The sequence below is a fragment of the Kitasatospora sp. NPDC041988 genome (genome assembly GCF_055588525.1).
On the sequence record NZ_JBVJCO010000018.1, the window covers coordinates 1,084 to 24,029 of the forward strand.

Annotated in this window: 18 protein-coding genes and 1 pseudogene; 15 read left to right on the forward strand and 4 right to left on the reverse strand. The window is 74.4% G+C overall.

Annotated features, from left to right (window positions below):
- A pseudogene (locus tag ACZ6NC_RS19280) lies at nt 1-579 on the forward strand (DEAD/DEAH box helicase); the annotation flags it as partial.
- Between the two features lie 21 nt (nt 580-600).
- Nucleotides 601-1,467, forward strand: coding sequence for a tetratricopeptide repeat protein (locus ACZ6NC_RS19285; protein WP_465734486.1), 867 nt, complete (start codon nt 601-603; stop codon nt 1,465-1,467).
- Between the two features lie 113 nt (nt 1,468-1,580).
- Here the strand turns inward: ACZ6NC_RS19285 and ACZ6NC_RS19290 are convergent, their stop codons facing one another.
- Entirely contained in the window at nt 1,581-2,951 is a 1,371-nt protein-coding gene (locus tag ACZ6NC_RS19290; RefSeq protein ID WP_465734268.1) for a DUF1015 family protein, read from the reverse strand.
- Nucleotides 2,952-3,044: 93 nt separating this feature from the next.
- Here ACZ6NC_RS19290 and ACZ6NC_RS19295 point away from each other — a divergent pair, with 93 nt between their 5' ends.
- Entirely contained in the window at nt 3,045-3,746 is a 702-nt protein-coding gene (locus tag ACZ6NC_RS19295; RefSeq protein WP_465734270.1) for a tetratricopeptide repeat protein, read from the forward strand.
- Between the two features lie 12 nt (nt 3,747-3,758).
- Nucleotides 3,759-4,802 carry an HAD-IIA family hydrolase gene (locus ACZ6NC_RS19300; RefSeq protein WP_465734272.1) on the forward strand — a complete coding sequence of 348 codons (1,044 nt, stop codon included), beginning with the start codon at nt 3,759-3,761 and terminating at the stop codon, nt 4,800-4,802.
- Nucleotides 4,803-4,855: 53 nt separating this feature from the next.
- Here the strand turns inward: ACZ6NC_RS19300 and ACZ6NC_RS19305 are convergent, their stop codons facing one another.
- Nucleotides 4,856-5,203, reverse strand: a complete 348-nt coding sequence (locus ACZ6NC_RS19305; protein WP_465734274.1) for an SCP2 sterol-binding domain-containing protein — start codon at nt 5,201-5,203, stop codon at nt 4,856-4,858.
- Nucleotides 5,204-5,362: 159 nt separating this feature from the next.
- Between ACZ6NC_RS19305 and ACZ6NC_RS19310 the strand changes: the two genes are divergently transcribed.
- The 4 genes from ACZ6NC_RS19310 to ACZ6NC_RS19325 all read left to right on the forward strand — a co-directional run bounded on the left by ACZ6NC_RS19310 (nt 5,363) and on the right by ACZ6NC_RS19325 (nt 8,346).
- Entirely contained in the window at nt 5,363-6,259 is an 897-nt protein-coding gene (locus ACZ6NC_RS19310; RefSeq protein ID WP_465734276.1) for a hypothetical protein, read from the forward strand.
- The gene (locus ACZ6NC_RS19315; protein ID WP_465734278.1) at nt 6,252-6,491 is read left to right on the forward strand and encodes a hypothetical protein; all 240 of its coding nucleotides are present in this window, start codon (nt 6,252-6,254) and stop codon (nt 6,489-6,491) included. The genes ACZ6NC_RS19310 and ACZ6NC_RS19315 overlap by 8 nt, the downstream gene beginning before the upstream one ends.
- A gap of 53 nt (nt 6,492-6,544) precedes the next feature.
- Entirely contained in the window at nt 6,545-7,351 is an 807-nt protein-coding gene (locus ACZ6NC_RS19320; protein ID WP_465734488.1) for a TlyA family RNA methyltransferase, read from the forward strand.
- Nucleotides 7,352-7,443: 92 nt separating this feature from the next.
- Entirely contained in the window at nt 7,444-8,346 is a 903-nt protein-coding gene (locus tag ACZ6NC_RS19325; RefSeq protein ID WP_396325819.1) for an NAD kinase, read from the forward strand.
- 32 nt (nt 8,347-8,378) lie between these two features.
- Here ACZ6NC_RS19325 and yczR read toward each other — a convergent pair whose 3' ends face one another.
- Entirely contained in the window at nt 8,379-9,893 is a 1,515-nt protein-coding gene (yczR, locus tag ACZ6NC_RS19330) for a MocR-like transcription factor YczR (RefSeq protein ID WP_465734280.1), read from the reverse strand.
- Between the two features lie 134 nt (nt 9,894-10,027).
- Here yczR and yczE point away from each other — a divergent pair, with 134 nt between their 5' ends.
- The 3 genes from yczE to ACZ6NC_RS19345 all read left to right on the forward strand — a co-directional run bounded on the left by yczE (nt 10,028) and on the right by ACZ6NC_RS19345 (nt 13,875).
- The gene (gene yczE / locus ACZ6NC_RS19335) at nt 10,028-10,729 is read left to right on the forward strand and encodes a membrane protein YczE (RefSeq protein ID WP_465734282.1); all 702 of its coding nucleotides are present in this window, start codon (nt 10,028-10,030) and stop codon (nt 10,727-10,729) included.
- Between the two features lie 75 nt (nt 10,730-10,804).
- Nucleotides 10,805-12,538, forward strand: a complete 1,734-nt coding sequence (gene recN / locus ACZ6NC_RS19340; RefSeq protein ID WP_465734490.1) for a DNA repair protein RecN — start codon at nt 10,805-10,807, stop codon at nt 12,536-12,538.
- Nucleotides 12,539-12,693: 155 nt separating this feature from the next.
- Complete coding sequence (locus tag ACZ6NC_RS19345) at nt 12,694-13,875, forward strand: glycosyltransferase family 4 protein (RefSeq protein ID WP_465734284.1); 1,182 nt, start codon at nt 12,694-12,696, stop codon at nt 13,873-13,875.
- 4 nt (nt 13,876-13,879) lie between these two features.
- Here the strand turns inward: ACZ6NC_RS19345 and ACZ6NC_RS19350 are convergent, their stop codons facing one another.
- Entirely contained in the window at nt 13,880-15,877 is a 1,998-nt protein-coding gene (locus tag ACZ6NC_RS19350; RefSeq protein WP_465734286.1) for a glycoside hydrolase family 15 protein, read from the reverse strand.
- A 779-nt stretch (nt 15,878-16,656) separates the two neighbouring features.
- Here ACZ6NC_RS19350 and ACZ6NC_RS19355 point away from each other — a divergent pair.
- The 4 genes from ACZ6NC_RS19355 (at nt 16,657) to ald (ending at nt 22,830) form a co-directional block, all read left to right on the forward strand.
- A complete protein-coding gene (locus tag ACZ6NC_RS19355; RefSeq protein ID WP_465734288.1) occupies nt 16,657-18,297 on the forward strand; it encodes a CTP synthase in 1,641 nt (546 codons plus the stop codon).
- A gap of 92 nt (nt 18,298-18,389) precedes the next feature.
- Nucleotides 18,390-19,028: an NUDIX domain-containing protein gene (locus tag ACZ6NC_RS19360; RefSeq protein ID WP_465734290.1), complete on the forward strand. Its 639-nt coding sequence runs from the start codon at nt 18,390-18,392 to the stop codon at nt 19,026-19,028.
- A gap of 196 nt (nt 19,029-19,224) precedes the next feature.
- Complete coding sequence (locus ACZ6NC_RS19365) at nt 19,225-21,453, forward strand: tetratricopeptide repeat protein (protein WP_465734292.1); 2,229 nt, start codon at nt 19,225-19,227, stop codon at nt 21,451-21,453.
- 261 nt (nt 21,454-21,714) lie between these two features.
- Nucleotides 21,715-22,830, forward strand: coding sequence for an alanine dehydrogenase (gene ald / locus ACZ6NC_RS19370; RefSeq protein WP_465734294.1), 1,116 nt, complete (start codon nt 21,715-21,717; stop codon nt 22,828-22,830).
- The last annotated feature ends 116 nt before the right edge of the window (nt 22,831-22,946 follow it).

Here is a 22,946-nt window from a genome sequence, read left to right on the forward strand (position 1 = left end):
GACGACCGCCCGTCCGGCGGTGGCTTCCGTCGGGACGACCGCCCCTCCGGTGGTGGCTTCAACCGCGACCGTGACGACCGTGGCGGTTTCCGTCGGGACGACCGTCCCTCGGGTGGTGGCTTCAACCGCGACCGTGACGACCGTGGTGGCTTCCGTCGCGACGACCGCCCCTCCGGCGGTGGCGGTTTCAACCGTGACCGTGATGACCGTCCGCGTCGTGACGACCGCCCGTCCGGCGGTGGCTTCCGTCGGGACGACCGTCCCAGCGGGTTCAACCGCGATCGTGACGACCGTGGCGGCTTCCGCCGGGACGACCGCCCCTCGGGTGGTGGCTTCCGTCGTGACGACCGTCCGTCCGGTGGTGGCTTCAACCGTGACCGTGACGACCGTGGCGGCCGCGACAGCCGTGGCGGCGGCGGTGGGCGCTTCGAGGGCCGTCGTGACGACCGTGGTGGCTTCCGTCGCGACGACCGTCCGTCCGGTGGTGGCTTCAACCGCGGCCGTGACGACCGCCCGTCGGGCGGCTACAACCGCGACCGTGACGACCGTGGCGGCCGCGACTACGACGACCGTCGGGGCAACTACGAGCCCGTCAAGCGTCTGCCGATCCCGGAGGACGTCACCGGCTTCGAGCTGGACGCGGACGTCCGCCAGGAGCTCAAGAGCCTGCCCAAGACGCTCGCCGACGATGTCGCCCGCAACCTGGTGATGGTCGCCCGTCTGCTGGACAGCGAGCCGGAGGAGGCCTACCAGTTCTCGCGTGTCGCGCTCCGGCTGGCCTCCCGCGTGGCCGCCGTCCGTGAGGCGGCCGGCTTCGCGTCGTACATGACGCAGCGCTACTCCGAGGCGCTGACCGAGTTCCGCGCCGCCCGCCGGATGACCGGCCGGGCGGACCTGTGGCCGGTGATGGCCGACTGCGAGCGCGGTCTGGGCCGTCCGGAGCGGGCGCTGGCCATGGCCGGTGAGCCCGAGGTGAAGCAGCTGGACAAGGCCGGCCAGGTCGAGATGCGCCTGGTCGCGGCCGGTGCCCGCAGCGACATGGAGCAGTTCGACGCGGCCGTCGTCACCCTCCAGAGCCCGGAGCTGGCCTCCAGCTCGGTGCAGCCGTGGACCGCGCGCCTGCGGTACGCCTACGCCGAGGCGCTGATCGCGGCCGACCGTGCCGACGAGGCGCGTGAGTGGTTCGCCAAGGCGGCCGACGCCGACAGCGAGGGTGCGACCAACGCCTCGGAGCGACTGGCCGAGATCGACGGCCTGGAGTTCGTGGACGCGCTCGACCCGGAGCTGGAGGAGGACGCCGAGCAGGCCGAGGCCCCGGCGAAGCCGCGTGGCGGCGGCGTGGCGGACGAGCGGGAGATCTTCGAGGACGAGGAAGACGTCGAGGAGTTCTACGACGAGGACGACCTCGAGATCGACGAGGACTTCGACGGCGTGGTGCCGGAGCGCTCCACCGACGCCAAGGCCTGACGCCGAGCGGTACTGACTGAGTGAGGCCCTGCCTCGCCCCGGGATCTTCCGGGGCGAGGCAGGGCCTCACTGCTTTCGGAGGCTTTCGGAACAGCTTCCGGCCGGGGTGCGGGTCAGCCCAGTTCGAGGCTGCGCAGGACCAGCCCGGTGGCCGGCTTCGGGCCGAAGGAGGTGGACTTCCGCGGCATGGTGACGCCCTGCTCGGCGAGCCGGCGGACCACGCTCTCGCGCACCGGGTGCAGCAGGACGGCGGTGCCGCCGCTGCGGGCGGCCTCACGCTCGGCGGCCACGGCGGTGTGCAGGTAGCCGATGTCGTCCGGGCTGTCGGGGACGCGCCAGGTGTGGTCGAGCAGGGTGGCGTGCAGGACGGTCGCGTCCAGGTGGCGCCACTCCTGCGGCCGGTCCTGCGGCACGGTGGCGTCGAGCAGTTCCTCGTCGGGTTCGCCGACCAGCCAGAACGCTCCGTCGCCGCCGGTCAGCAGGAAGCTGCTGCCGCCGTGCCGCTTCTGCTCGGCGAGGGACTGCAGAGCGGTGTCCAGCGGGCCGGGTACCTCCTTGACCTGCCAGCGGTCGCCCAGCTTCTCCAGCGCCTCGGCGACCGGCAGCCGGTACAGCACCCGGTGGATCGCCCGGACCTTCAGCGGGTAGCGGGCGGTGTCGACCAGCAGCACCAGGCCGCGGTCCCACGGGCTGCGCGGCAGGTGGCGGTGTTCGCGCTGGAGCCGCAGGTACATCTCCCAGCGATGGTGGCCGTCGGCGATCAGCGCCCGGCAGGTGGCCAGGTCGCGGCCGATCTCGGCGATCTCGGCGGGGTCGGTGACGGCCCAGAGACGGTGGTGGGTGCCGTCGGTGGTGGTCGTGGTGAGCAGCGGTTCGCCCTGGACGGCGCGTTCGACCACGCCGGCCGCGCCGCCGTTGCCCCGGTAGGTGAGCAGCAGCGGTTCGAGGTTGGCGCGGGTGGTGCGCATCAGGCCGACCCGGTCGGCGACCGGCCGGGGCATCACGTCCTCGTGCGGGAGGACGACGCCGGCCTCGCTGCCGCTGACGGCGAGGGCGCCGATCAGGCCGCGCTGGAGCAACTCCGGGGAGTCGCCGGTCGCGGGCACGCGCTGCTCGTAGACGTACAGCGCGGGCTCGGGGTCGGCGGCCAGGACGCCCTCGTGCTGCCAGTCGCGCAGCAGCCGGGCGGCGTGCCGGTAGCGGGTGTCGCGGTCGGGGCGGTCTCCGGCGTCGTCCGGTTCGGGGCGCGGCAGGATCAGCCGGACCACGTTGTGCGGGTCGGCGGTCTCCAGGTCGAGCCGGCGGCCGGGGTCGACGACGTCGTACGGCGGCGAGGTCACCGCAGCCAGGGTGCCGACCCGGTCGGGGACGTATCGGAGGCCACGGAAAGGGGACAGGGACAGACCTGCGGTGGCGACGTGGCCGGGATCGCCGGGGCCGCCCTGCGGAGACTCCGCTCCGCTTTCTGCACTGGGGGTGCTCATTCTGGGCATCGTAACCGGGTACGCGTTGTTCAGAGATCGGAACACCCGTGCTGGTCGGTGGGGCGGGTGTCGTGACCGAGGGCGAGGTACGGCGTGAGCGAGCGCAGCGGTGGGCAGGAGCGGGTGGACGGCGGTACCGGGGGCGCGGACGGCTCCCCGGACGGATTCGCGGGCGGTGAGGGCGCCGGCGACGCTCCCGGCGGGGGCGGCGTCCCGGCGCAGGGACGGGCGGGGGAGCCGGTGGGGGACGTGTACGAGTGGTTCCGCCGCGGCGGGCAGCTGCTGGCGCAGGGGCACCCGGCCGCCGCCGAGCAGCTGCTCGCGCGGGCGGCCGCGGCGGAGCCGCACTCGCGCAGCATCCGAGAGACGTTGGCGAGAGCGCAGTTCGACGCGGGTTCGTACGCGGCGGCGCTGGAGAACTTCCGGGCCGTCGCCCTGGCCGATCCGTCGGACGACTACGCTCAGTTCGGGTGGGGCGTCGCGGCGGCGCGGTTGGGCGACTTCGAGACGTCCGCCGAGCACCTGGCGTTGGCCGTGGCGATGCGACCGGAGAGCGACCACTACCGGGCCGCGCTGCGGCAGACCCGGGCGACCCTGGCGGCGCGCGCCGGCGCGTTCGGACCGCTGCTGCCGGGGGCACCGGGGTACCTGGAGCCCCCGCAGGCCGGTGACGGCTCGCAGGCCGCGCCCGGCCCGGACGGCCCGGGTGACCCAGGCGACCCGGACGGCCCGGAGGCCACGGGTGGCCGGCGCGGCACGGATGACACGGATGACGGCGATCGACGCAGTGAATGAGGTAGAGCAGGCATGACCGAGACGGCCACCACCGCGCGACGGACCGCCCCCGGCGGGAGCGGGCTCCCGCTGACCGAGGCGTACGACACGGCGCTGCTGGACCTCGACGGTGTGGTGTACGCCGGGCCGCACGCGATCGAGCACGCGGTGGTGTCGCTGGCCTCCGCGCGGACGGCCGGGATGCGGCTGGCGTACGTGACCAACAACGCCTCCCGCCCGCCCCGGGTGGTGGCCGCGCACCTCACCGAGCTGGGCGTGCCGGCCGAGCCCGCGGACGTGATCAACTCGGCGCAGGCGGCCGCCCGGGTCGTCTCCGAGAAGGTTCCGGCCGGGTCGAAGGTGCTGGTCGTGGGCGGTCCGGGCCTGGAGGAGGCGCTGGCCGAGCGCGGCCTGGTGGCCGTCCGGACGCTGGCCGAGGAGCCGCTCGCGGTGGTCCAGGGCTTCGACCCCTCGGTGGGCTGGCAGCAGTTGGCGGAGGCCTCGTTCGCGATCCAGAGCGGGCTGCCGTGGGTGGCGTCCAACCTGGACCTGACGGTGCCGCAGGCGCGCGGCATCGCGCCGGGCAACGGCACGCTGGTCGCGGCGGTGCGGGCGGCGACGGGTGTGGAACCGGAGGTGGCGGGCAAGCCGCTGCCGCCGATGCACCGGGAGACGGTGCTGCGGACGGGGGCGCGGCGGCCGCTGGTGGTCGGGGACCGGCTCGACACCGACATCGAGGGCGCGTTCAACGGCGGGGTGGACAGCCTGCTGGTCTTCACCGGGGTGACGACGGCGGCGCAGCTGCTGGCGGCGCCCGTGGAGCACCGCCCGACGTACCTGTCGGCGGACCTGCGCGGGCTGCTGGCCCCGCACCCGGAGGTGGCCGGGCAGCCGGGCGGCGGCTTCGGCTGCGGCGGCTGGCTCGCGGCGGTGCAGGACGGCGAGCTGCGGTTCGCGGCCACCGGTGAGGACCGCTGGGACGGGCTGCGGGCGCTGTGCGCGGCGGCCTGGACGGCGCTGGACGCCGACGGCGTGCCGGCGGACGGCCGGAAGGCGCTGGCCGAGCTGGGCTTCTGAGCCCGTACGGCAGGCGCCGGGCCCCTGGAACCCCGTGTGGCCGGTGGGGACCGTCAGAGCAGGGTGCGCAGCCGCAGCAGGTCGCGGAAGCCCGCCTCCAGCCTGACTCGGCCGCCGGCCCAGGCGGACGCGAACTTGACCCGGCCGTCGACCATGGCGATCAGGTCGTCGCTGCTCATGGTGAGCCGGATCTCGGCCTTCTCGGTGGGCGCGCCGGGGGCCTCGGTGACGTCGTCGATGCGGCCGTCGCGCAGTCGGCCGGTGAAGGTCAGGTCGAGGTCGGTGATCCGGCAGGTGAGCGAGCGGTCGAGGGCGGCCGCCTTGCGCACGTCGCCGGTGGACTTCGCCAGGTTCCGGCTGAGCTGCTCAAGTGCCGCGCGGCACTCCTCGGCGTTGGCCATGACGGCTGGTCCACTCCCTGTATGGCGGCGACTGCGGTGACTGCGGGGCCACGGTACCGCAGGAGGGTTTTGGCGGTAGCGTCGTCAGTGGGGTGCCCGGAACGGTCCGGGCACCGACGGCGACGGAGCAATGCGCGCAGGCGCTAAGGAGGCACCCGGATGCTGCCGAAGACGGTGCGGGGAGCGGTGGAGGTCGCCGCCGGGCTGGTGGAGGAGGTCGGCAAGCGGGTCGTCGGGACGGCGGCCGGGCTGCTGGAGAAGGGCGGGGTCGACGTCGCCGAGGTCGAGCGCCGGCTGGGTGGGCAGTTCCCGCCGTCCGCCAAGTCGCTGCAGACGCTGGCCGAGGAGGCGGTGACCGCCGGGCGGGCCGGGGTGGACCTGGCCGTCGGGGTGGCGCGCGGCGAGGTGGAGAAGGCCTTCGAGCGGGTCGGCGACCAGGTGACCAAGGTCGGCGTGGTGCTCGCCTACCTGGAGAGCAAGCTGCGCGAGGTCGAGGAGGAGAGCGGCGCTTCGGCGGCGAAGCAGGGGGCCGGGGCGGAGGAGCCCGGGCCGGCGCCGCGGGCCGACGGCCTGTTCGGGCAGGGCTGGGAGCGCGAGGACCAGTCGGCGGCGCCCGCTGCCCGGGCGGTCGGTGAGCCGATAGTGGCCGAACGGGTGGAGGTCGACGCACCGGTGGAGGTCGACCCGCCGGTGCCGCCGACGCGGGCGGAGCGGGTGCGGGAACCGGTGGCGGAGAGTCCGGCGGGGAAGGCCCCGGCGAAGCGTGCGGGCACTCCCGAGACCGCGTCCAAGGCCGCGTCCAAGGCGGCCGCGAAGCCCGTCCCGAAGCCTGCGGCGAAGAAGACGACCGGCCGGAAGTCGACCACGAAGAATGCGGCCACCAAGGACGTGGTGGCCAAGAAGGCCGTCACCAAGAAGGCGGCGGCGAGGAAGACCGCGGCCGGAAGGACGGCGCAGGCTGCCGGGCCGGAGACGCCGGCCAAGCGGACCGCGACGAAGAAGACCGCCGTCCGGAAGACCGGCAGCGCGAAGAAGCCCGAGCAGCCCGATGCCTGACCTCGACACCGGCGCCGGGGCTCCCGGCCCCACCGCCGGTACGCCCGACCCGGCCGTGGGCGAATCACTCCCGCTGGGCGTCGAGCTCACCCCGACCGGCCACCCGGCCGTCGACGCCGGGCTGGCCAGGCTGGAGGCGCTGGACGGGGTGCCGACCGACGCGCACGTCGCGGTGTACGAAGATGTTCACCAGCGGCTCACCGACACGCTGGCCGCGCTCGACCGGGAATGACCCGCCGGGGATGACCCGCAGAACCACCTGTAGGAGCTGAAACACCAGTGGCAGTGGCACGACGCCGTCTCGACGCGGAGCTGGTCCGCCGCAAGCTGGCCCGGTCGCGCGAGCACGCGTCCGAGCTGATTGCGGCCGGCCGGGTGACCGTCGGCGGCACCACCGCGACCAAGCCGGCCACCCAGGTGGAGACCTCGGCGGCGGTCGTGGTGGCCAAGGACGAGAACGACCCGGACTACGTCTCGCGCGGCGGCCACAAGCTGGCCGGCGCCTTCGCCGCGTTCGTGCCGCAGGGCCTGGTGGTCGAGGGCCGCCGGGCGCTGGACGCGGGCGCCTCCACGGGTGGCTTCACCGACGTGTTGCTGCGCGCCGGGGCGGCGCACGTGCTGGCGGTGGACGTCGGCTACGGGCAGCTGGCCTGGTCGCTGCAGAGCGACGACCGGGTGACGGTCATGGACCGCACCAACGTGCGCGAGCTGACCCCGGACCTGATCGGCGGCACGCCGGTCGACCTGGTGGTCGGCGACCTCTCGTTCATCTCGCTCGGCCTGGTGCTGCCGGCACTGGCCGGCTGCGCCGCCGGGGACGCCGACCTGGTGCTGATGGTCAAGCCGCAGTTCGAGATCGGCAAGGAGCGGCTCGGCAGCGGCGGGGTGGTGCGCAGCCCGCAGCTGCGCGCCGAGATGGTGCGCCAGGTTGCCGGGCAGGCGTGGGAGCTCGGGCTGGGTGTGCGGGCCGTCACGGCGAGCCCCCTGCCGGGGCCGTCCGGGAACGTCGAGTACTTCCTCTGGCTGCGCCGGGACGCCGAGCAGTTGGACCCGGCGGAGGCGGACCGGGCCGTCGCGGAGGGCCCCCGGTAGGGTGCTCTGCGGACGTCCGGTCCGTCATGCTGAGTGACGCGGCCGAACCGGGCCAAGGGCGACCCGGCAGGCGTAGGGAGAGGGCAGCGGGCATGAATGATGAACGTACGGTCTTCCTGATCGCGCACACCGGCCGGGAGGCGGCGCTGCGCAGTGTCGAGGGCCTGGTGCACGGCCTGCTGAAGGCGGGGATCAGAATCCGGCTGCTGGCGGCCGAGGCGGTGGACCTGGACCTGCCGGACGGGGTCGAGCGGGTGGCCGGGGGGCCGGGTGCGGCGGACGGCTGTGAGCTGATCCTGGTCGCGGGCGGGGACGGGACGCTGCTGCGCGGTGCGGAGCTGGCGCGCGAGCACGGGCTGCCGATGCTGGGCATCAACCTGGGCCGGGTGGGCTTCCTCGCCGAGGCCGAGCGGGACGATCTCGCGGTGGTGGTCGAGCGGGTGGTCGACGCCGACTACGAGGTCGAGGAGCGGATGACCCTCGACGTGATCGTCCGGACCAACGGCGATGTGGTGCACCACGACTGGGCGTTGAACGAGGCGTCGATCGAGAAGGCGTCCCGGGAGCGGATGCTGGAGGTGGTGACCGAGGTGGACGGCCGCCCGGTCTCCAACTTCGGCTGTGACGGGGTGGTCTGCGCGACGCCGACCGGTTCGACGGCGTACGCGTTCTCCGGCGGCGGGCCGGTGGTCTGGCCGGAGGTGGAGGCGCTGCTGATGGTGCCGATCAGCGCGCACGCGCTGTTCGCCCGGCCGCTGGTGACCTCGCCGGACTCGGTGCTGGCGGTGGAGGTGCAGCCGAAGACCCCGCACGGGGTGCTCTGGTGCGACGGCCGCCGTTCGGTCGAACTGCCCGCCGGGGCACGGGTGGAGGTCCGCCGGGGGCAGACGCCGGTGCGTCTGGCGCGGCTGCACCGGGCGCCGTTCACCGACCGGCTGGTGGCCAAGTTCGCGCTGCCGGTGACGGGTTGGCGCGGCCGGGCGGAGACGCACTGAATCCTCCACCGCCACGGTGAACTGACCGAGCGTCATACCGCCAGTGGCTGGCTGTCGTCGGCGGCTTCGTTCCACCGGCCGCCGGCGGCCGCCCGGGCGGCGAGCTCAGCGAGGCGTTCGACGGCGGCCGGCACGGCCGGGGCCGGCAGGGTGAGCGGGATCCGGATGTGGTGCTCGAAGGCGCCGTCCGAGCCGAAGCGGTTGCCCGCGGCGATCCGGACGCCGCCGTGCTCGCCTGCCAGGGCCAGCGCCGCGCCGGAGACACCGCCGGTGGAGACCCAGAGCACGAGCCCGCCGGGCGGGGCGGCGTAGCGCCAGTCGGGCAGGTGGGTGGGCAGTGCGCGGGCGAAGGCGTCGGCGGTGGCCCGCATCCGGTCCAGCTGGTGGGCGCGGACGGCGGCCAGCGGCTCGCCCAGCAGCTCGGCGGCGATCAGCTGGTCCAGCACCGGGGCGCCGACGTCGCTGTAGACGCGCTCGGAGGCCAGCCGGCGGACCAGGGCGGGGGCGGCCCGGACCCAGCCGATCCGCAGGCCGCCCCAGAGCAGCTTGCCGGCCGAGCCGACCGTGACCACCTGGGCCGATCGGTCCAGTGCGGCCATCGGGCGGGGCAGCGCGGCGTCGTCCGGGACGCCCCAGCCGAGTTCGGCGGTGGTCTCGTCGACCAGCACCACGGTGCCGGCGGCGCGGGCGGCGGCCAGCAGCTCACGGCGCTGCTCCTCGGCGACGAGGGCACCGGTCGGGTTGTGGAAGTCCGGGATCACGTAGGCGACTCTGGGCGCGGCGCCGTGCAGCACCCGGCGCCACTCGGGGAGGTCCCACTCCGGCTGCCGGGTCGGGCCGCCGGGCCAGGCGTACGGGACGGGGACGAGGCGGGCGTCGCCGCGCCGCAGCGCCTGCAGGGTGTGTGCGTAGCTGGGCGCCTCGACGGCGACCCGGTCGCCGCGGCCGATCAGCGCCCGCTGGACGAGGTGCAGGCCGCCCATCGCGCCGATGGTGATCAGGATCTGGTCGGGGGTGGTCGGCAGCCCGCGCTCGGTGTAGCGGCGGGCCACCGCCTCGCGCAGCACCGGGACGCCGGTGGGGAAGTGACCGTGCCCGGCGGCGTACGCGGGCAGCTGCTCGACGGCCCGGGCGGCGGCCGCGCCGAGGAAGGGCTGTGGGGCGGGCAGCGCGGCGACGCCGAGGTCCAGGGTGCGGCCCTGCTCGTCCGGCGGCAGCGGCTGCAGTGCGTCGCCGGGCGGTGGTGCGCCTTCGGGCAGGGCGGTCCAGCTGCCGGAGCCGCGCCGGCTGTGCAGGTAGCCGTCGGTGCGCAGGGCCTCGTACGCGGTGGCCACGGTGGTGCGGCTGAGCCGCAGGGCGAGGGCCAGTTCGCGTTCGGCGGGCAGCCGGGCGCCGACCGGCAGCCGACCTTCGGAGACCAGCAGCCGGATCTGCCCGGCCAGGGTCCGGTAGGCGGGCCGGCGGGGGGTGGCAGGCTCGGGCAGCCGGGCGGTGGAGAGCAGCCGGGCGAGCGCGGCGGCGGTGACAGTGCTATGCCAGTCGGCCATGCTGATCAGTCCACTTGCTTGGAATTGGCCCTGGAGTGGGCTTCATTGGCCTGGCCATCATGGCAGGGCGGCCATGGAGTCCGCCACCGCCGGAGGCAAGGCCCCGGGGTGCAGCACCACCCGCAGGAGACCCGATGGCCACCACGACCACACCCACGCCCACGCCCGTCCCCGTTCCCGTTCCCGTCCCTGCCAGGACCTCCCTCGCCGTCCGCCTGCTCGGCGACACCCACGCACTGGGCCGCCGGCTCCCGCAGCTCGCCGTCGGCCTCTGGCTGTACGGGGCGAGCATGGGGCTGATGCTGCGCTCCGGGCTCGGCCTCGACCCGTGGGACGTCTTCCATCAGGGCCTCCAGCGCACCGCCGGCCTCTCGGTGGGCGCCTGGGTCACTATCTGCGGCGCCCTCGTCCTGCTGCTCTGGATCCCGCTGCGCCAGCGCCCCGGCCTCGGCACCGTCGCCAACGTGCTGGTGCTCGGCGCGGCGATGGACGTGACCCTGCGGGTGGTCGACACGCCCGGCCCGCTGCCGGCGCGTATCGCGCTGATGGCCGCCGCGATCCTGCTGAACGGCCTGGCCACCGGCCTCTACATCGGCGCCCGATTCGGCCCCGGCCCGCGTGACGGCCTGATGACCGGCCTGCACCGGCGCACCGGTCGCTCGCTGCGGCTGATCCGGACCGGCATCGAACTGACCGTGCTGGCCGCCGGTGTCCTCCTCGGCGGCACCGCCGGCGTCGGAACCGTCGCGTACGCGCTGGCCATCGGCCCGCTCGCACAGTTCTTTCTGCCGTGGTGCACCGTCCCCACCAGTGCGCAAACCTCCCGGAAGGGATGAACTTGCGGGCGCAGAGTTGCCGCTCGTCGCGCGCCGGGGGCGGAACCTCGTAAGGTCGTCACCGTGTTGGACGAGATGCGGATACGGGATCTTGGGGTCATCGACGACGCCGTGGTCGAACTGGCCCCCGGCTTCACCGCCGTGACCGGTGAGACCGGCGCCGGCAAGACGATGGTGGTGACCAGCCTCGGGCTGCTGCTCGGCGGCCGCGCCGACCCGGGCCTGGTGCGCAACGGCGCCGGGCGCGCGGTCGTCGAGGGCCGCCTCGAGCTGCCCGCCGGCTCCCCGGTGGCCGCCCGCGCCGTCGAGGCCGGCGCCGAACTGGACGACGGCGCGCTGCTGATCAGCCGGACCGTCTCCGCCGAGGGCCGCTCCCGGGCGTACGTCGGCGGCCGGGCCGTGCCGGTCGGGCTGCTGGCCGAACTCGGCGAGGACCTGATCGCCGTCCACGGCCAGACCGACCAGCAGCGGCTGCTCCGCCCGGCCCGCCAGCGCGGCGCCCTGGACCGCTACGCGGGCGAGGCCGTGGCCGAGCCGCTGGCCCGGTACCGCGAGGTCTACCGCCGGCTGCGCGACGTCTCCGCCACCCTGGAGGAGCTGACCACCCGGGCCCGCGAGCGCGCCCAGGAGGCCGACCTGCTCCGCTTCGGCCTGGACGAGGTCGCCGCCGCCGAGCCGGTGGCCGGCGAGGACGCCGAGCTGAGTGCCGAGGCCGAGCGGCTCGGCCACGCCGACGCGCTCTCCTCCGCCGCCACCCTCGCCCACGCCGCCCTGGCCGGCGACCCGGCCGACCCGGAGGCACTGGACGCCGGCACCTTGCTCGCCCAGTCCCGCCGCGCCCTGGACGCCGTCCGCCACCACGACGAGCGGCTCGCCACCCTCGCCGACCGGCTGAACGAGGTCGGTTACCTGCTCGCCGACGTGGCCGGCGACCTGGCCGGCTACGCCGACGACCTGGACGCCGACCCCGTCCGGCTGGCCGCCGTCGAGGACCGCCGGGCCGTCCTGGCCCAGCTGCTGCGCAAGTACGGCGGCTCGGAGAACTCCCTGGCCGAGGTGCTGGTCTGGGCCGAGGCCGGCTCCGCCCGGCTCCTCGAGCTCGACGGCGACGACGAGCGGATCGACGAGCTGGGCGCCCAGGAGACCGCGCTGCGCGCCGAGTTGGCCGAGCTGGCGGCCGAGGTCTCGGCCGCCCGGCAGGCCGCCGCCGGCCGCTTCGCCGAGGCCGTCTCCGCCGAGCTGGCCGAACTCGCCATGCCGCACGCCCGGGTCACCTTCTCGATCGGCCAGGTCGACGACCTGTCCGGGATCGAGGTCGAGGGCCGCACCGTCGCCTACGGGCAGCACGGCGTGGACGAGGTCGAGGTGCTGCTCGCCCCGCACCCCGGCGCCCAGCCCCGGCCGATCGCCAAGGGCGCGTCCGGTGGCGAGCTGTCCCGGGTGATGCTGGCCGTCGAGGTGGTCTTCGCCGGCGCCGACCCCGTCCCCACCTACCTGTTCGACGAGGTGGACGCCGGCGTCGGTGGCAAGGCCGCGGTCGAGATCGGCCGCCGCCTCGCCAAACTGGCCGAATCCGCCCAGGTCGTGGTGGTCACCCACCTCCCGCAGGTCGCCGCCTTCGCCGACCGGCACCTGGTGGTCGAGAAGACCAACGACGGCACCGTGACCCGCAGCGGTGTCAAGGTGCTGAACGACGAGGAGCGGGTGCGCGAACTCTCCCGGATGCTGGCCGGACTGGAGGACTCCGAGCTCGGCCGCGCCCACGCGGAGGAGCTGCTGGCCGCCGCCAGGGCGCCCCGCCACCGCTAGGCCCCCCGCGGACGGACGGCGACGCGCCCTGGTGGCGCCGACTGTCCAAGAGGGCCGCCGACCTGGCATGGTGGCGGCTGGACACTGGCTTTCCAGTCCCGAGCGTCGCTGGCGGGAAATCCTCGCACCGCGGCGCGCGAACCTGATCGAGTCGGATGCGAGACGACGTGGACCATTCCGCCGCCCGCGCCACCGCGGCCGCCCCAGAACCGGGTCAGCTGCACGTGGTGCTCGTCCTGGCCGCCAGTACCGGCGGCATCGGTGCGCACGTGCGCTCCCTGGCACAGGGCCTGGTCGCGCACGGAGTGACCGTGACGGTGTGCGCTCCCGCCGGCACGGACGCGCTCTTCGGCTTCTCCCGCACCGGCGCCAGATTCCACCTGGTCGACATCACCCCCACCGCGGGCGCCCGCAGCGACGCCACCGCGATCGGCGAGCTGCGCCGGGCCTTCACCGGCGCCGACGTGGTGCACGCCCACGGCCTGCGCGCCGGGCTCCTCTCGGACCTTGCGCTGCGCACCGCCGGCCGTTTCCCGGGCCTGCGCCCGGAGACCCCGCTGGTGGTCACCTCGCACCACGCGCTGCTGGCCACCGGCATGGAGCGGCGGCTCCAGCGACTGATGGAGCGCCGGGTGGCGCGCGCCGCCGACCTGGTGCTCGGTGCCTCCTCCGACCTGGTGGCCCGGGCCCGCGAGCTGGGCGCCACCGACGCCCGGCTCGGGCCGGTCGCCGCCCCGCCGATGCCGGAGGGCCGGCTGGAGCGGGCCGGGGCCCGGGCCGCGCTGCTCGGCGACGGCCCGGACCGCCCGCTGCTGCTGGCGGTCGGCCGGCTCGTCCCGCAGAAGGCCTTCGGGCTGCTGCTGGACGCCTCCCGCGAGCTGGCCGCGCTGGACCCGGAGCCGCTGCTGCTGCTCGCCGGGGAGGGCCCCGAGGCCGCCGCGCTGCGCGAGCGGGTGGCCGCCGAGAAGCTGCCCGTCCGCCTGCTCGGCTACCGCACCGACGTACCGGACCTGCTGGCCGCCGCCGACGTGGTGGTCGTCTCCAGCCGCTGGGAGGCCCGCTCGCTGGTGGTCCAGGAGGCGATGCGGGCCGGCGTGCCGGTGGTCGCCACCGCCGTCGGCGGCGTCCCCGAACTGGTCGGGGACGCGGCCGTGCTGGTCCCGCCCGGCGACGCGGCCGCGATCGGCCGGGCCGTGCGCGAGCTGCTGGCCGACCCGGCCCGCCGCGAACGGCTGGTGGCGGCCGGCCGGCAGCAGGCCGAGACCTGGCCGGACGAGGCCGCCACCGTCGCCCAGGTGCTCAGCACCTACGACGAGCTGGTCCAGCGCACCGGTTAGCCGCTCAGACGGTCGCCTGCTCGGCCCGGTCGGCGGCCAGGCCGTCCGGCTGGGCGGAGAGGTAGGCGCCGCCGCAGGCCGTGAGCCGCAGCGCGGTGTCGATCAGCGGGACGTGGCTGAAGGCCTGCGGGAAGTTGCCGACCTGGCGCTTCTCCCGCGGGTCCCACTCCTCGGCGAGCAGCCCGATGTCGTTGCGCAGGGCCAGCAGCTTGTCGAAGAGCTCGCGGGCCTCCTGCACCCGGCCGATCATGGCGAGGTCGTCGGCCAGCCAGAACGAGCAGGCCAGGAAGGCGCCCTCGTGGCCGGAGAGGCCGTCGACGTTGTTGCCGCTCTCGTCGTGCGTCGGGTAGCGCAGCACGAAGCCGTCCTCGGTGGAGAGCTCGCGCTGGATCGCCTCGATGGTGCCGATCACCCGCTTGTCGTCCGGCGGGAGGAAGCCGACCTGCGGGATCAGCAGCAGCGAGGCGTCCAGCTCCTTGCCGCCGTAGTACTGGGTGAAGGTGTTGCGCTCCGGGTCGTAGCCCTTCTCGCAGACGTCCCGGTGGATGGTCTCGCGCAGCTCGCGCCAGCGGTCCAGGTGGCCGTCGGACGGCGCGTCCTCGGGGGTCTGCTCCAGCAGCTTGATGGTGCGGTCGACGGCGACCCAGGCCATCACCTTGGAGTGGACGAAGTGCCGGCGCGGACCGCGGACCTCCCAGATGCCCTCGTCCGGCTCCTGCCAGTGGTCCTCCAGGTACTCGATCAGGCGCAGCTGGAGGTGGTGGGCGTGGTCGTTGCGGACCAGGCCGGTCATGTGGGCCAGGTGCAGGGCCTCGACGACCTCGCCGTAGACGTCCAGCTGGAGCTGGCCGGCCGCGCCGTTGCCGACCCGGACGGGCTGGGAGCCCTCGTAGCCGGGCAGCCAGTCCAGCGAGGACTCGGTGAGCTCGCGCTCGCCGGCGATGCCGTACATGATCTGCAGGTTCTCCGGGTCGCCGGCGACGGCGCGCAGCAGCCACTCGCGCCAGGCCTTGGCCTCGTCGCGGTAGCCGGTGCGCAGCAGCGAGGAGAGCGTGATCGCGGCGTCGCGCAGCCAGGTGTAGCGGTAGTCCCAGTTGCGCTCGCCGCCGATGTCCTCGGGCAGTGAGGTGGTGGGGGCGGCGACGATGCCGCCGGTGGGGGCGTAGGTGAGGCCCTTGAGGGTGATCAGCGAGCGGATCACGGCCTCGCGGTAGGGGCCCTGGTAGGTGCACTGGCCGGCCCAGTCGTGCCAGAAGCCGGCGGTGGCGTCGAGCATCTCCTCGGCGTCCGGGGCGGTCGGCGGGTCCAGGTGGGAGGCCTGCCAGGTGAGCGCGAAGGCGATCCGCTCGCCGGCCGTGACGGTGAAGTCGGCGTAGGTGGTGAGGTTGCGCCCGTACGTGTCGGCCTCGCCGTCCAGCCAGACGGAGTCGGGGCCGGCCACGGCGACGGTGCGGTGGCCGCCGTCGGGCTGCTCGACCCGGTGTACCCAGGGGACGATCCGGCCGTAGCTGAACCGCATCCGCACCGCCGAGCGCATCCGGACGGTGCCGGAGAGGCCCTCGACGATCCGGATCATCTGGGGGACGGAGTCGCGGCCGGCCAGCGGGCGCGGCGGCATGAAGTCGATCACCCGGACGCTGCCGCCCCGGCAGTCCCATTCCTGTTCCAGGATCAGCGAGTCGCCCCGGTAGCGGCGCCGGTCGGCGGGGACGGCTGGCGCGGCCGCGGTGGGCGGAGGGACGCGAAGGTCCCCGGTGTCGGTGAAGCGGGCCCGGGCGGCGTCCGGGGCCGGGGCGGCCGCCGGGGCGGGCACTTCGGTGGCGACCACTTCGGCCGGGCCGATCCGCCAGAAGCCGTGTTCATCGGTGCCGAGCAGGCCGGCGAAGACCGCCGGCGAGTCGAAGCGGGGCAGGCACAGCCAGTCGACTGCCCCGTCCCTGCTGACCAGGGCGGCGGTCTGCATGTCCCCGATGAGTGCGTAGTCCTCGATACGGCCGGCCACGTGGATCTCCAGTTCGCAATGTGGTCACGACGCATCGGCGATCCGGGGAGAGCCAGCGGGTCTGCGGGGCCGGGGGCCACCCCCGGGACGTCCGGCCTGCCGGTGGGTGGTGGCAGGCCTTGCTGGAGTGTCCGCGCGAGGCTCGGTCGAGCCCCTGGAGTGGGTGGGGAGGAGCTGGATTACGGGGAGGTCCGGTCGCGCATCGGGGACCGAGAGGTTTCCTGACCCTCCCACGCCCTCCGCGTGCTCATGCTGTCGGCGATGCGTCCGTGCAGCTTACGACGGACGAAAGGGGCGAAGCACGCGGGCGCAGCTCTGCGTGGCGCCACAATTCGGCGGAAATGCCGTGCATCGCGGGGGTGGCGGGCAGGATGGTCCGGAAGGATCACCACCGGGTGGCCCGTCGGGAGGGCCCGTCATGGCCCGGACGAGCGCCGCCGGGTGGCCCGCCCGGGCCGGTGGTGAAACCGGTGTGACCCATGCGCCGTATGGTGCGCCTGGTGTGCGCCCGGTGGTGCGCCGGGCGTGTGGTCCGAGGACGCCGCGAGTGGCCCGGAACGCGTCCCGCCCGGGTCACTGTTACCCTGGTATCCCGTGGACCGGTGGGATCAAACGCCCCGGACCAGCCGAACCGACGACCCCGTGAGCGCCGTGCACCGCACCGCACTCCCGTCGGAAGGCGAGCCGCGAGCCTCCCACCACGTCACCTTCGACACGCGACCCACGGGAGCCCCCTCTTGGCACAGCCCCATTCCGGCAAGGCATCGAACAGCCGCGCCGTGACGACCAAGCACCTCTTCGTCACCGGGGGTGTCGCCTCTTCGCTCGGCAAGGGCCTCACCGCCTCCAGCCTGGGCGCCCTGCTCAAGGCCCGCGGACTCCGCGTGACGATGCAGAAGCTCGACCCGTACCTCAACGTGGACCCGGGCACGATGAACCCGTTCCAGCACGGTGAGGTCTTCGTCACCGACGACGGCGCCGAGACCGACCTCGACATCGGTCACTACGAGCGGTTCCTCGACACCAACCTGCACGGCTCGGCGAACGTCACCACCGGCCAGGTGTACTCGACCGTCATCGCCAAGGAGCGCCGCGGCGAGTACCTGGGCGACACCGTCCAGGTGATCCCGCACATCACCAACGAGATCAAGTCCCGGATCCGCCGGATGGCGACCGAGGACGTCGACGTGGTGATCACCGAGGTCGGCGGCACCGTCGGCGACATCGAGTCGCTGCCCTTCCTGGAGGCCGTCCGCCAGGTCCGCCACGAGGTCGGCCGGGACAACGTCTTCTTCGTGCACGTCTCCCTGCTGCCCTACATCGGCCCCTCGGGCGAGCTGAAGACCAAGCCCACCCAGCACTCGGTGGCCGCGCTGCGCAACATCGGCATCCAGCCGGACGCCATCGTGCTGCGCGCCGACCGCGAGGTCCCGCAGGCCATCAAGCGCAAGATCTCGCTGATGTGCGACGTGGACGAGGAGGCCGTGGTCGCGGCCATCGACGCCAAGTCGATCTACGACATCCCCAAGGTGCTGCACGGCGAGGGCCTGGACGCCTACGTCGTCCGCCGCCTGGACCTGCCGTTCCGCGACGTCGACTGGACCACCTGGGACGACCTGCTGCGCCGCGTCCACGAGCCGCAGCACATCGTCAAGGTCGCGCTGGTCGGCAAGTACATCGACCTGCCGGACGCCTACCTGTCGGTGACCGAGGCGCTGCGGGCCGGCGGTTTCGCCAACAACGCCCGGGTCGAGATCAAGTGGGTCACCTCGGACGACTGCACCACGCCCGAGGGCGCACAGGAGCACCTCGGCGATGTGGACGCGATCTGCATCCCCGGTGGCTTCGGCGACCGCGGGGTGGACGGCAAGGTCGCCGCGATCACCTACGCCCGTGAGAACAAGATCCCGCTGCTCGGCCTCTGCCTGGGCCTGCAGTGCGTGGTCATCGAGGCCGCCCGCAACCTGGCCGGCCTGCCCGACGCCAACTCGACCGAGTTCGACGCGGCCGCCAAGTACCCGGTCATCTCCACGATGGCCGAGCAGCTGGCGATCGTCGACGGCAAGGGCGACCTGGGCGGCACCATGCGTCTGGGCCTCTACCCGGCCAAGCTCGCCGAGGGCTCGATCGTCCGTGAGGTCTACGGCGGCGAGCAGTACGTCGAGGAGCGCCACCGCCACCGCTACGAGGTCAACAACGCGTACCGCGCCGACCTGGAGAAGACCGGCCTGCAGTTCTCCGGCCTCTCCCCGAAGGGCGACCTGGTCGAGTACGTCGAGTACCCGCGCGAGGTGCACCCCTACCTGGTGGCCACCCAGGCCCACCCGGAGCTGAAGTCCCGCCCGACCCGCCCGCACCCGCTCTTCGCGGGCCTGGTGAAGGCGGCCATCGAGATCAAGACGGCGGACGCCTCGAAGTAGGTCGTCACTGTTCTCCGAACGGCGGCCCCGCGATTCCCGCGGGGCCGCCGTTCGGCGTTAGATTGTGTCGTACTGACGAAAAGGGGAGACTGATGGACGACCAGGGCATCTTCGACGTGGCGGAGGAGTGGGAGGTCCGGGGGAGCGAGACGCCGTTCCAGGGCAAGGTCACCGGTGTGCGCACCGAGGAGGTCCGGATGCCCGACGGCAGCTGGGCCCGCCGCGACTACCAGACCCACCCCGGCTCGGTCTCCGTCCTCGCACTGGACGACCAGCAGCGGGTGCTCGTCCTGCGCCAGTACCGCCACCCCGTCCGCCAGCGGCTCTGGGAGCTGCCGGCGGGCCTGCTCGACGTGCCCGGCGAGAACCCGCTGCACGCCGCCCAGCGCGAGCTGTACGAGGAGGCGCACTGCAAGGCCGGGACCTGGCGGGTGCTGGTCGACTTCTACACCTCGCCCGGCGGCACCGACGAGGCGCTGCGGCTCTTCCTCGCCACCGACCTCGCCGAGGCCGAGGGCGAGCGCTACGAGGCGCACGGCGAGGAGCTCGAGATCGAGACCGCCCGGGTGCCCGTCGCGGAGCTGGTCCGGCTGATCCACGCCGGCGAGCTGCACAACCCCACCCTGATCACCGGCACCCTCGCCGTGCACGCGGCGCTCACCGGCCCCGGCGGCCTGGACGCGCTGCGGCCCGCCGACTCGCCCTGGCCGGCCCGGCCGTTCGAGGCCTGATGGCGGGAGCGGCGCCCCGCGGTTGATCCGCGGGTTGATCCGCGGGGGTGACTTACCGGTTCGTACGACCGGATGTCACCTCGGCCGAGCCGGACGATCGAACTACGCTTCGCAGACAGGGCGCCCGTCCCGGGCCGCCTCCGCTGAGCACTGGGTGACGTCGGGAGTGGCACGGGTGGCGAGGAAGACGGCGACCATGGAAGCGGGCCCCGGCGCACCCGGCGAGGGCGTTCCCGGGCTGGACCGGCTGCCCGCCGGGCCCGCCCTGCTCGTCGGCAGGCGCGCCGAGCTGGCCGCGCTGCGGGCCGCCGCCGCGCGCCCGGCCGAGGGCCGCAGCCCCGTACTGGTGCTGGCCGGCCGCCCCGGCTCCGGCCGGACCACGCTGGCGGCCCGGTTCGCCGTCACCGTCGCCGCCGACTACCCCGACGGTGTGCTCTTCGCCCGCCTCTCCGCCCCCGACGGCGGCCGGGTGCCGCCCGCCCGGGCCGCCCGCCGGCTGCTGGAGCAGCTCGGCGCCGACGGTGCCGGCGTCCCGCTGCCCGGCGCCGTCGAGGACGGGAGGGACGAGCCCGCCTGCGTCGCACTGCGCGAGGCCCTGGCCGGGCGGAAGGTCCTGGTGGTGCTGGACGACGTCCGGGACGCCGGGCAGGTCTGGCCGCTGCTCGCGGACGAGCCGGGCTGCCTCGTCCTGGCCACCACCGCCGGGCCGCTCACCGGGATCGAGGACATCGACCCGGTCATCCTCGGCGGCCTCGACCGGCAGGCCTCGGGGGAACTGCTCGGCGACCTGGTCGGCGGCACCAGGATCAGCTGCGACCCGGTCGGCGGGGCCGACCTCGCGGAGGCCTGCGCCTCCCGGCCCGCGGCGCTGCGGCTGATGGCCGGGTGGCTGCGGAGCAACCCCGAGCTGGCCGTCACGGACGCGGCGCGGGAGCTGGCCCGGGCGGTGCGGGAGGCGGACGGGACGGTGGCGGGGAAGACGCCGGTAAAGACGTCGGGGAAGGCGGCGGGGAAAGAGGCCGGGAAGGAGGGGAGGCCGGACGGCAAACAGCCGGGGAAGCCGGACGGGCCGGGCGTTCCGGCGAAGGACCTTGCGGCCGGCGGGAAGGGCACCCCGGCCAAGGACTCCCCGGCCGGGCAGGCCCCGGCCAAGGACGTCCTGGCGGGGAAGAACGGGCAGCGCCCGTCGGCCGAGGAGCGGGCCGGGCGGGGGAAGCGGCCGGCCGCCAAGGGTGGGAAACCCGCGGACGCCGAGGCCGGGAAGCCGGTCGACAAGCCGGTCGACAGGCCCGCCGAGCCGCCGACCGACCCGGCGACCTGGGTGAAGCCCGGGCCCGAGCCCGCCGAACCCGTCCCCGTCCCGGACAACGACCCGCTGATCGGCGCCTTCACCCTCCTCTACAACACGCTGCCGGCCGCCCAGGCCCGGATGCTGCGGGCGCTCACCCTCGCGCCCGCCCAGACGGCGGACCTGCGCACCGCCTCCGCCCTGGTCGGCTTCCCGGCGTCGGAGGCCGCCGCGATGCTGGCCGCGCTCGCCGAGCGGGAGCTGCTCGGCGAGGAGGCGCCCGCCGCCGACGGCACCCCCCGCTACCGGGTGCCCGGCCGGCTCTACCCCCGGCTGGTCCGGCTGCGCGAGCGAGAGGACCGGCCCGCCGAGATCGAGCTGGCCCGGGCCCGGCTGCTGGAGCGGCTGGTCCGGCTCACCGACGCGGCCCGCGCCCTGCTCGACCCGGCCGGCGGCCCTGCTCCCGACCCGCTGCCCGGCCCGCTGAGGCTGCGCTCGGCCGCGCAGGCCCGGCAGTGGCTGCTCGGCGAGCGCGACGTCCTGCTCGGCGCCGTCGCCGACGCGATCGGCCAGGGCGACCTGGACGGCTCGGCCGGCCGGCTGGTCACCGCCCTGCTGCGGTCGCTGCCGCTGACCGGCTCCGCCGCCCCGGCAGACCTCTACCAGTTGCACGAGCTGGTGCTGACGGTGGCCGAGCGGCACGGGAAGCCCCGCCGCGCCGCCGCCGCGCTGCTCAACCTGGGAGACCTCCAGGCCGCCGCGGGCAGCTGGGAGCAGGCTGCCGGCCATTACCGCGCCGCCCTGGACCACGCCCGCTCGGCCGACGACGAGCCGCTCTGTGCTCGCGCGCTGGAGGGCGCGGCCGGGTGCCACCGGGCGCTCGGTGACGCGGTACGCGCCGCCGACTGGTACGGCCGGGCGCTCGGCCTGCGGCAGTCCATGGGTGACCAGGCCGCCGAGGCCCGGCTGCTCGCCAGGGTGGCGGAGGCGCACACCGCGCAGCGCCGTTTCGAGGAGGCCGAGCGGGAGTACCGGGCGGCCCTGTCGGTGCTGCGCCGGCTGGGCGACGAACGCGGGCAGCAAGCCGTCGGCGCTTCCCTGGCGGACCTGCGGGAACGTCTCGACGCCGGGTGGTAGTGGGCGGTTCGGGAGTATCGTCAGAGATGCCCGGTTGGGACACCATTGGTGGGAAGATCACTGGGGAAGCCTACGAACCTGCCAATGTGTCCGGCAGATTTATTCACTTTGGAAGGCTGACACGCCGCCTGGGCTTCATTACACTCGAACTCAGTCGCGCAGCGATCCGTGCCCCGGTGTCTTCCGGAGGTCTCCCCACGTGCGCGTCGCCCGCCGGTCTTCTCCGGTAGGGACCCCCATGGCAAGAGGACGTGTTTAGCCGTGAAGGTCGGCATCCCCCGCGAGGTCAAGAACCACGAGTACCGCGTGGCCATCACGCCCGCCGGCGTGCATGAGCTGGTCCGCAACGGACACGAGGTCTACATCGAGGACAACGCCGGTGTCGGCTCCTCGATCCCCAACGAGGAGTACGTGGCCGCCGGCGCCACCATCCTCCCCACCGCCGACGAGGTGTGGGCCACCGCCGACCTGCTGCTGAAGGTCAAGGAGCCCATCGCGCAGGAGTACCACCGTCTGCGCAAGGGCCAGACCCTCTTCACCTACCTGCACCTGGCGGCCGACCGCGCCGGCACCGACGCGCTGGTCGCGTCCGGCACCACCGCGATCGCGTACGAGACCGTGCAGCTCGCCAACGGCGCCCTGCCGCTGCTCGCCCCGATGTCCGAGGTCGCGGGCCGGCTGGCCCCGCAGGTCGGCTCGTACCACCTGATGCGCCCGGCCGGCGGCCGCGGCGTGCTGCCCGGTGGCGTGCCCGGCACCCACCCGGCCAAGGCCGTCGTCATCGGCGGTGGCGTCTCCGGCTGGCACGCGGCCACCATCGCCATCGGCATGGGTTACGAGGTGACCCTGCTCGACCGCGACATCAACAAGCTGCGCGAGGCCGACAAGGTCTTCGGCACCAAGATCAAGGCCATCGCCTCCAACTCCCTGGAGCTGGAGAAGGCCGTCCTGGAGGCCGACCTGGTGATCGGCGCCGTGCTGATCCCGGGCGCCAAGGCCCCGAAGCTCGTCACCAACGAGCTGGTCTCCCGCATGAAGCCGGGCTCCGTGCTCGTCGACATCGCCATCGACCAGGGCGGCTGCTTCGAGGACTCGCACGCGACCACGCACGCCGAGCCGACCTTCCAGGTCCACAACTCGGTCTTCTACTGCGTGGCCAACATGCCGGGCGCCGTCCCGAACACCTCCACCTACGCGCTGACCAACGCGACGCTGCCGTACGTCGTCGAGCTGGCCAACCGTGGCTGGAAGGACGCGCTGCGCCGTGACCCGGCCCTGGCCAAGGGTCTGAACGTGCACGAGGGCCAGATCACCTTCGGCGCCGTCGCCGAGGCCTTCGGCCTGGAGTCGGTCTCCCTGGAGAGCATCCTCGCCTGACCTCGTCCTCCCAGGCCGGGACGGGGGGGGGGGGGGGGGCGGGGGGGGACGCATAGGCGCCGGGGGGGGGGGGGGGGGGGAGGTGGGGGAGGGAGGAGAGAGACACACCCACCTGC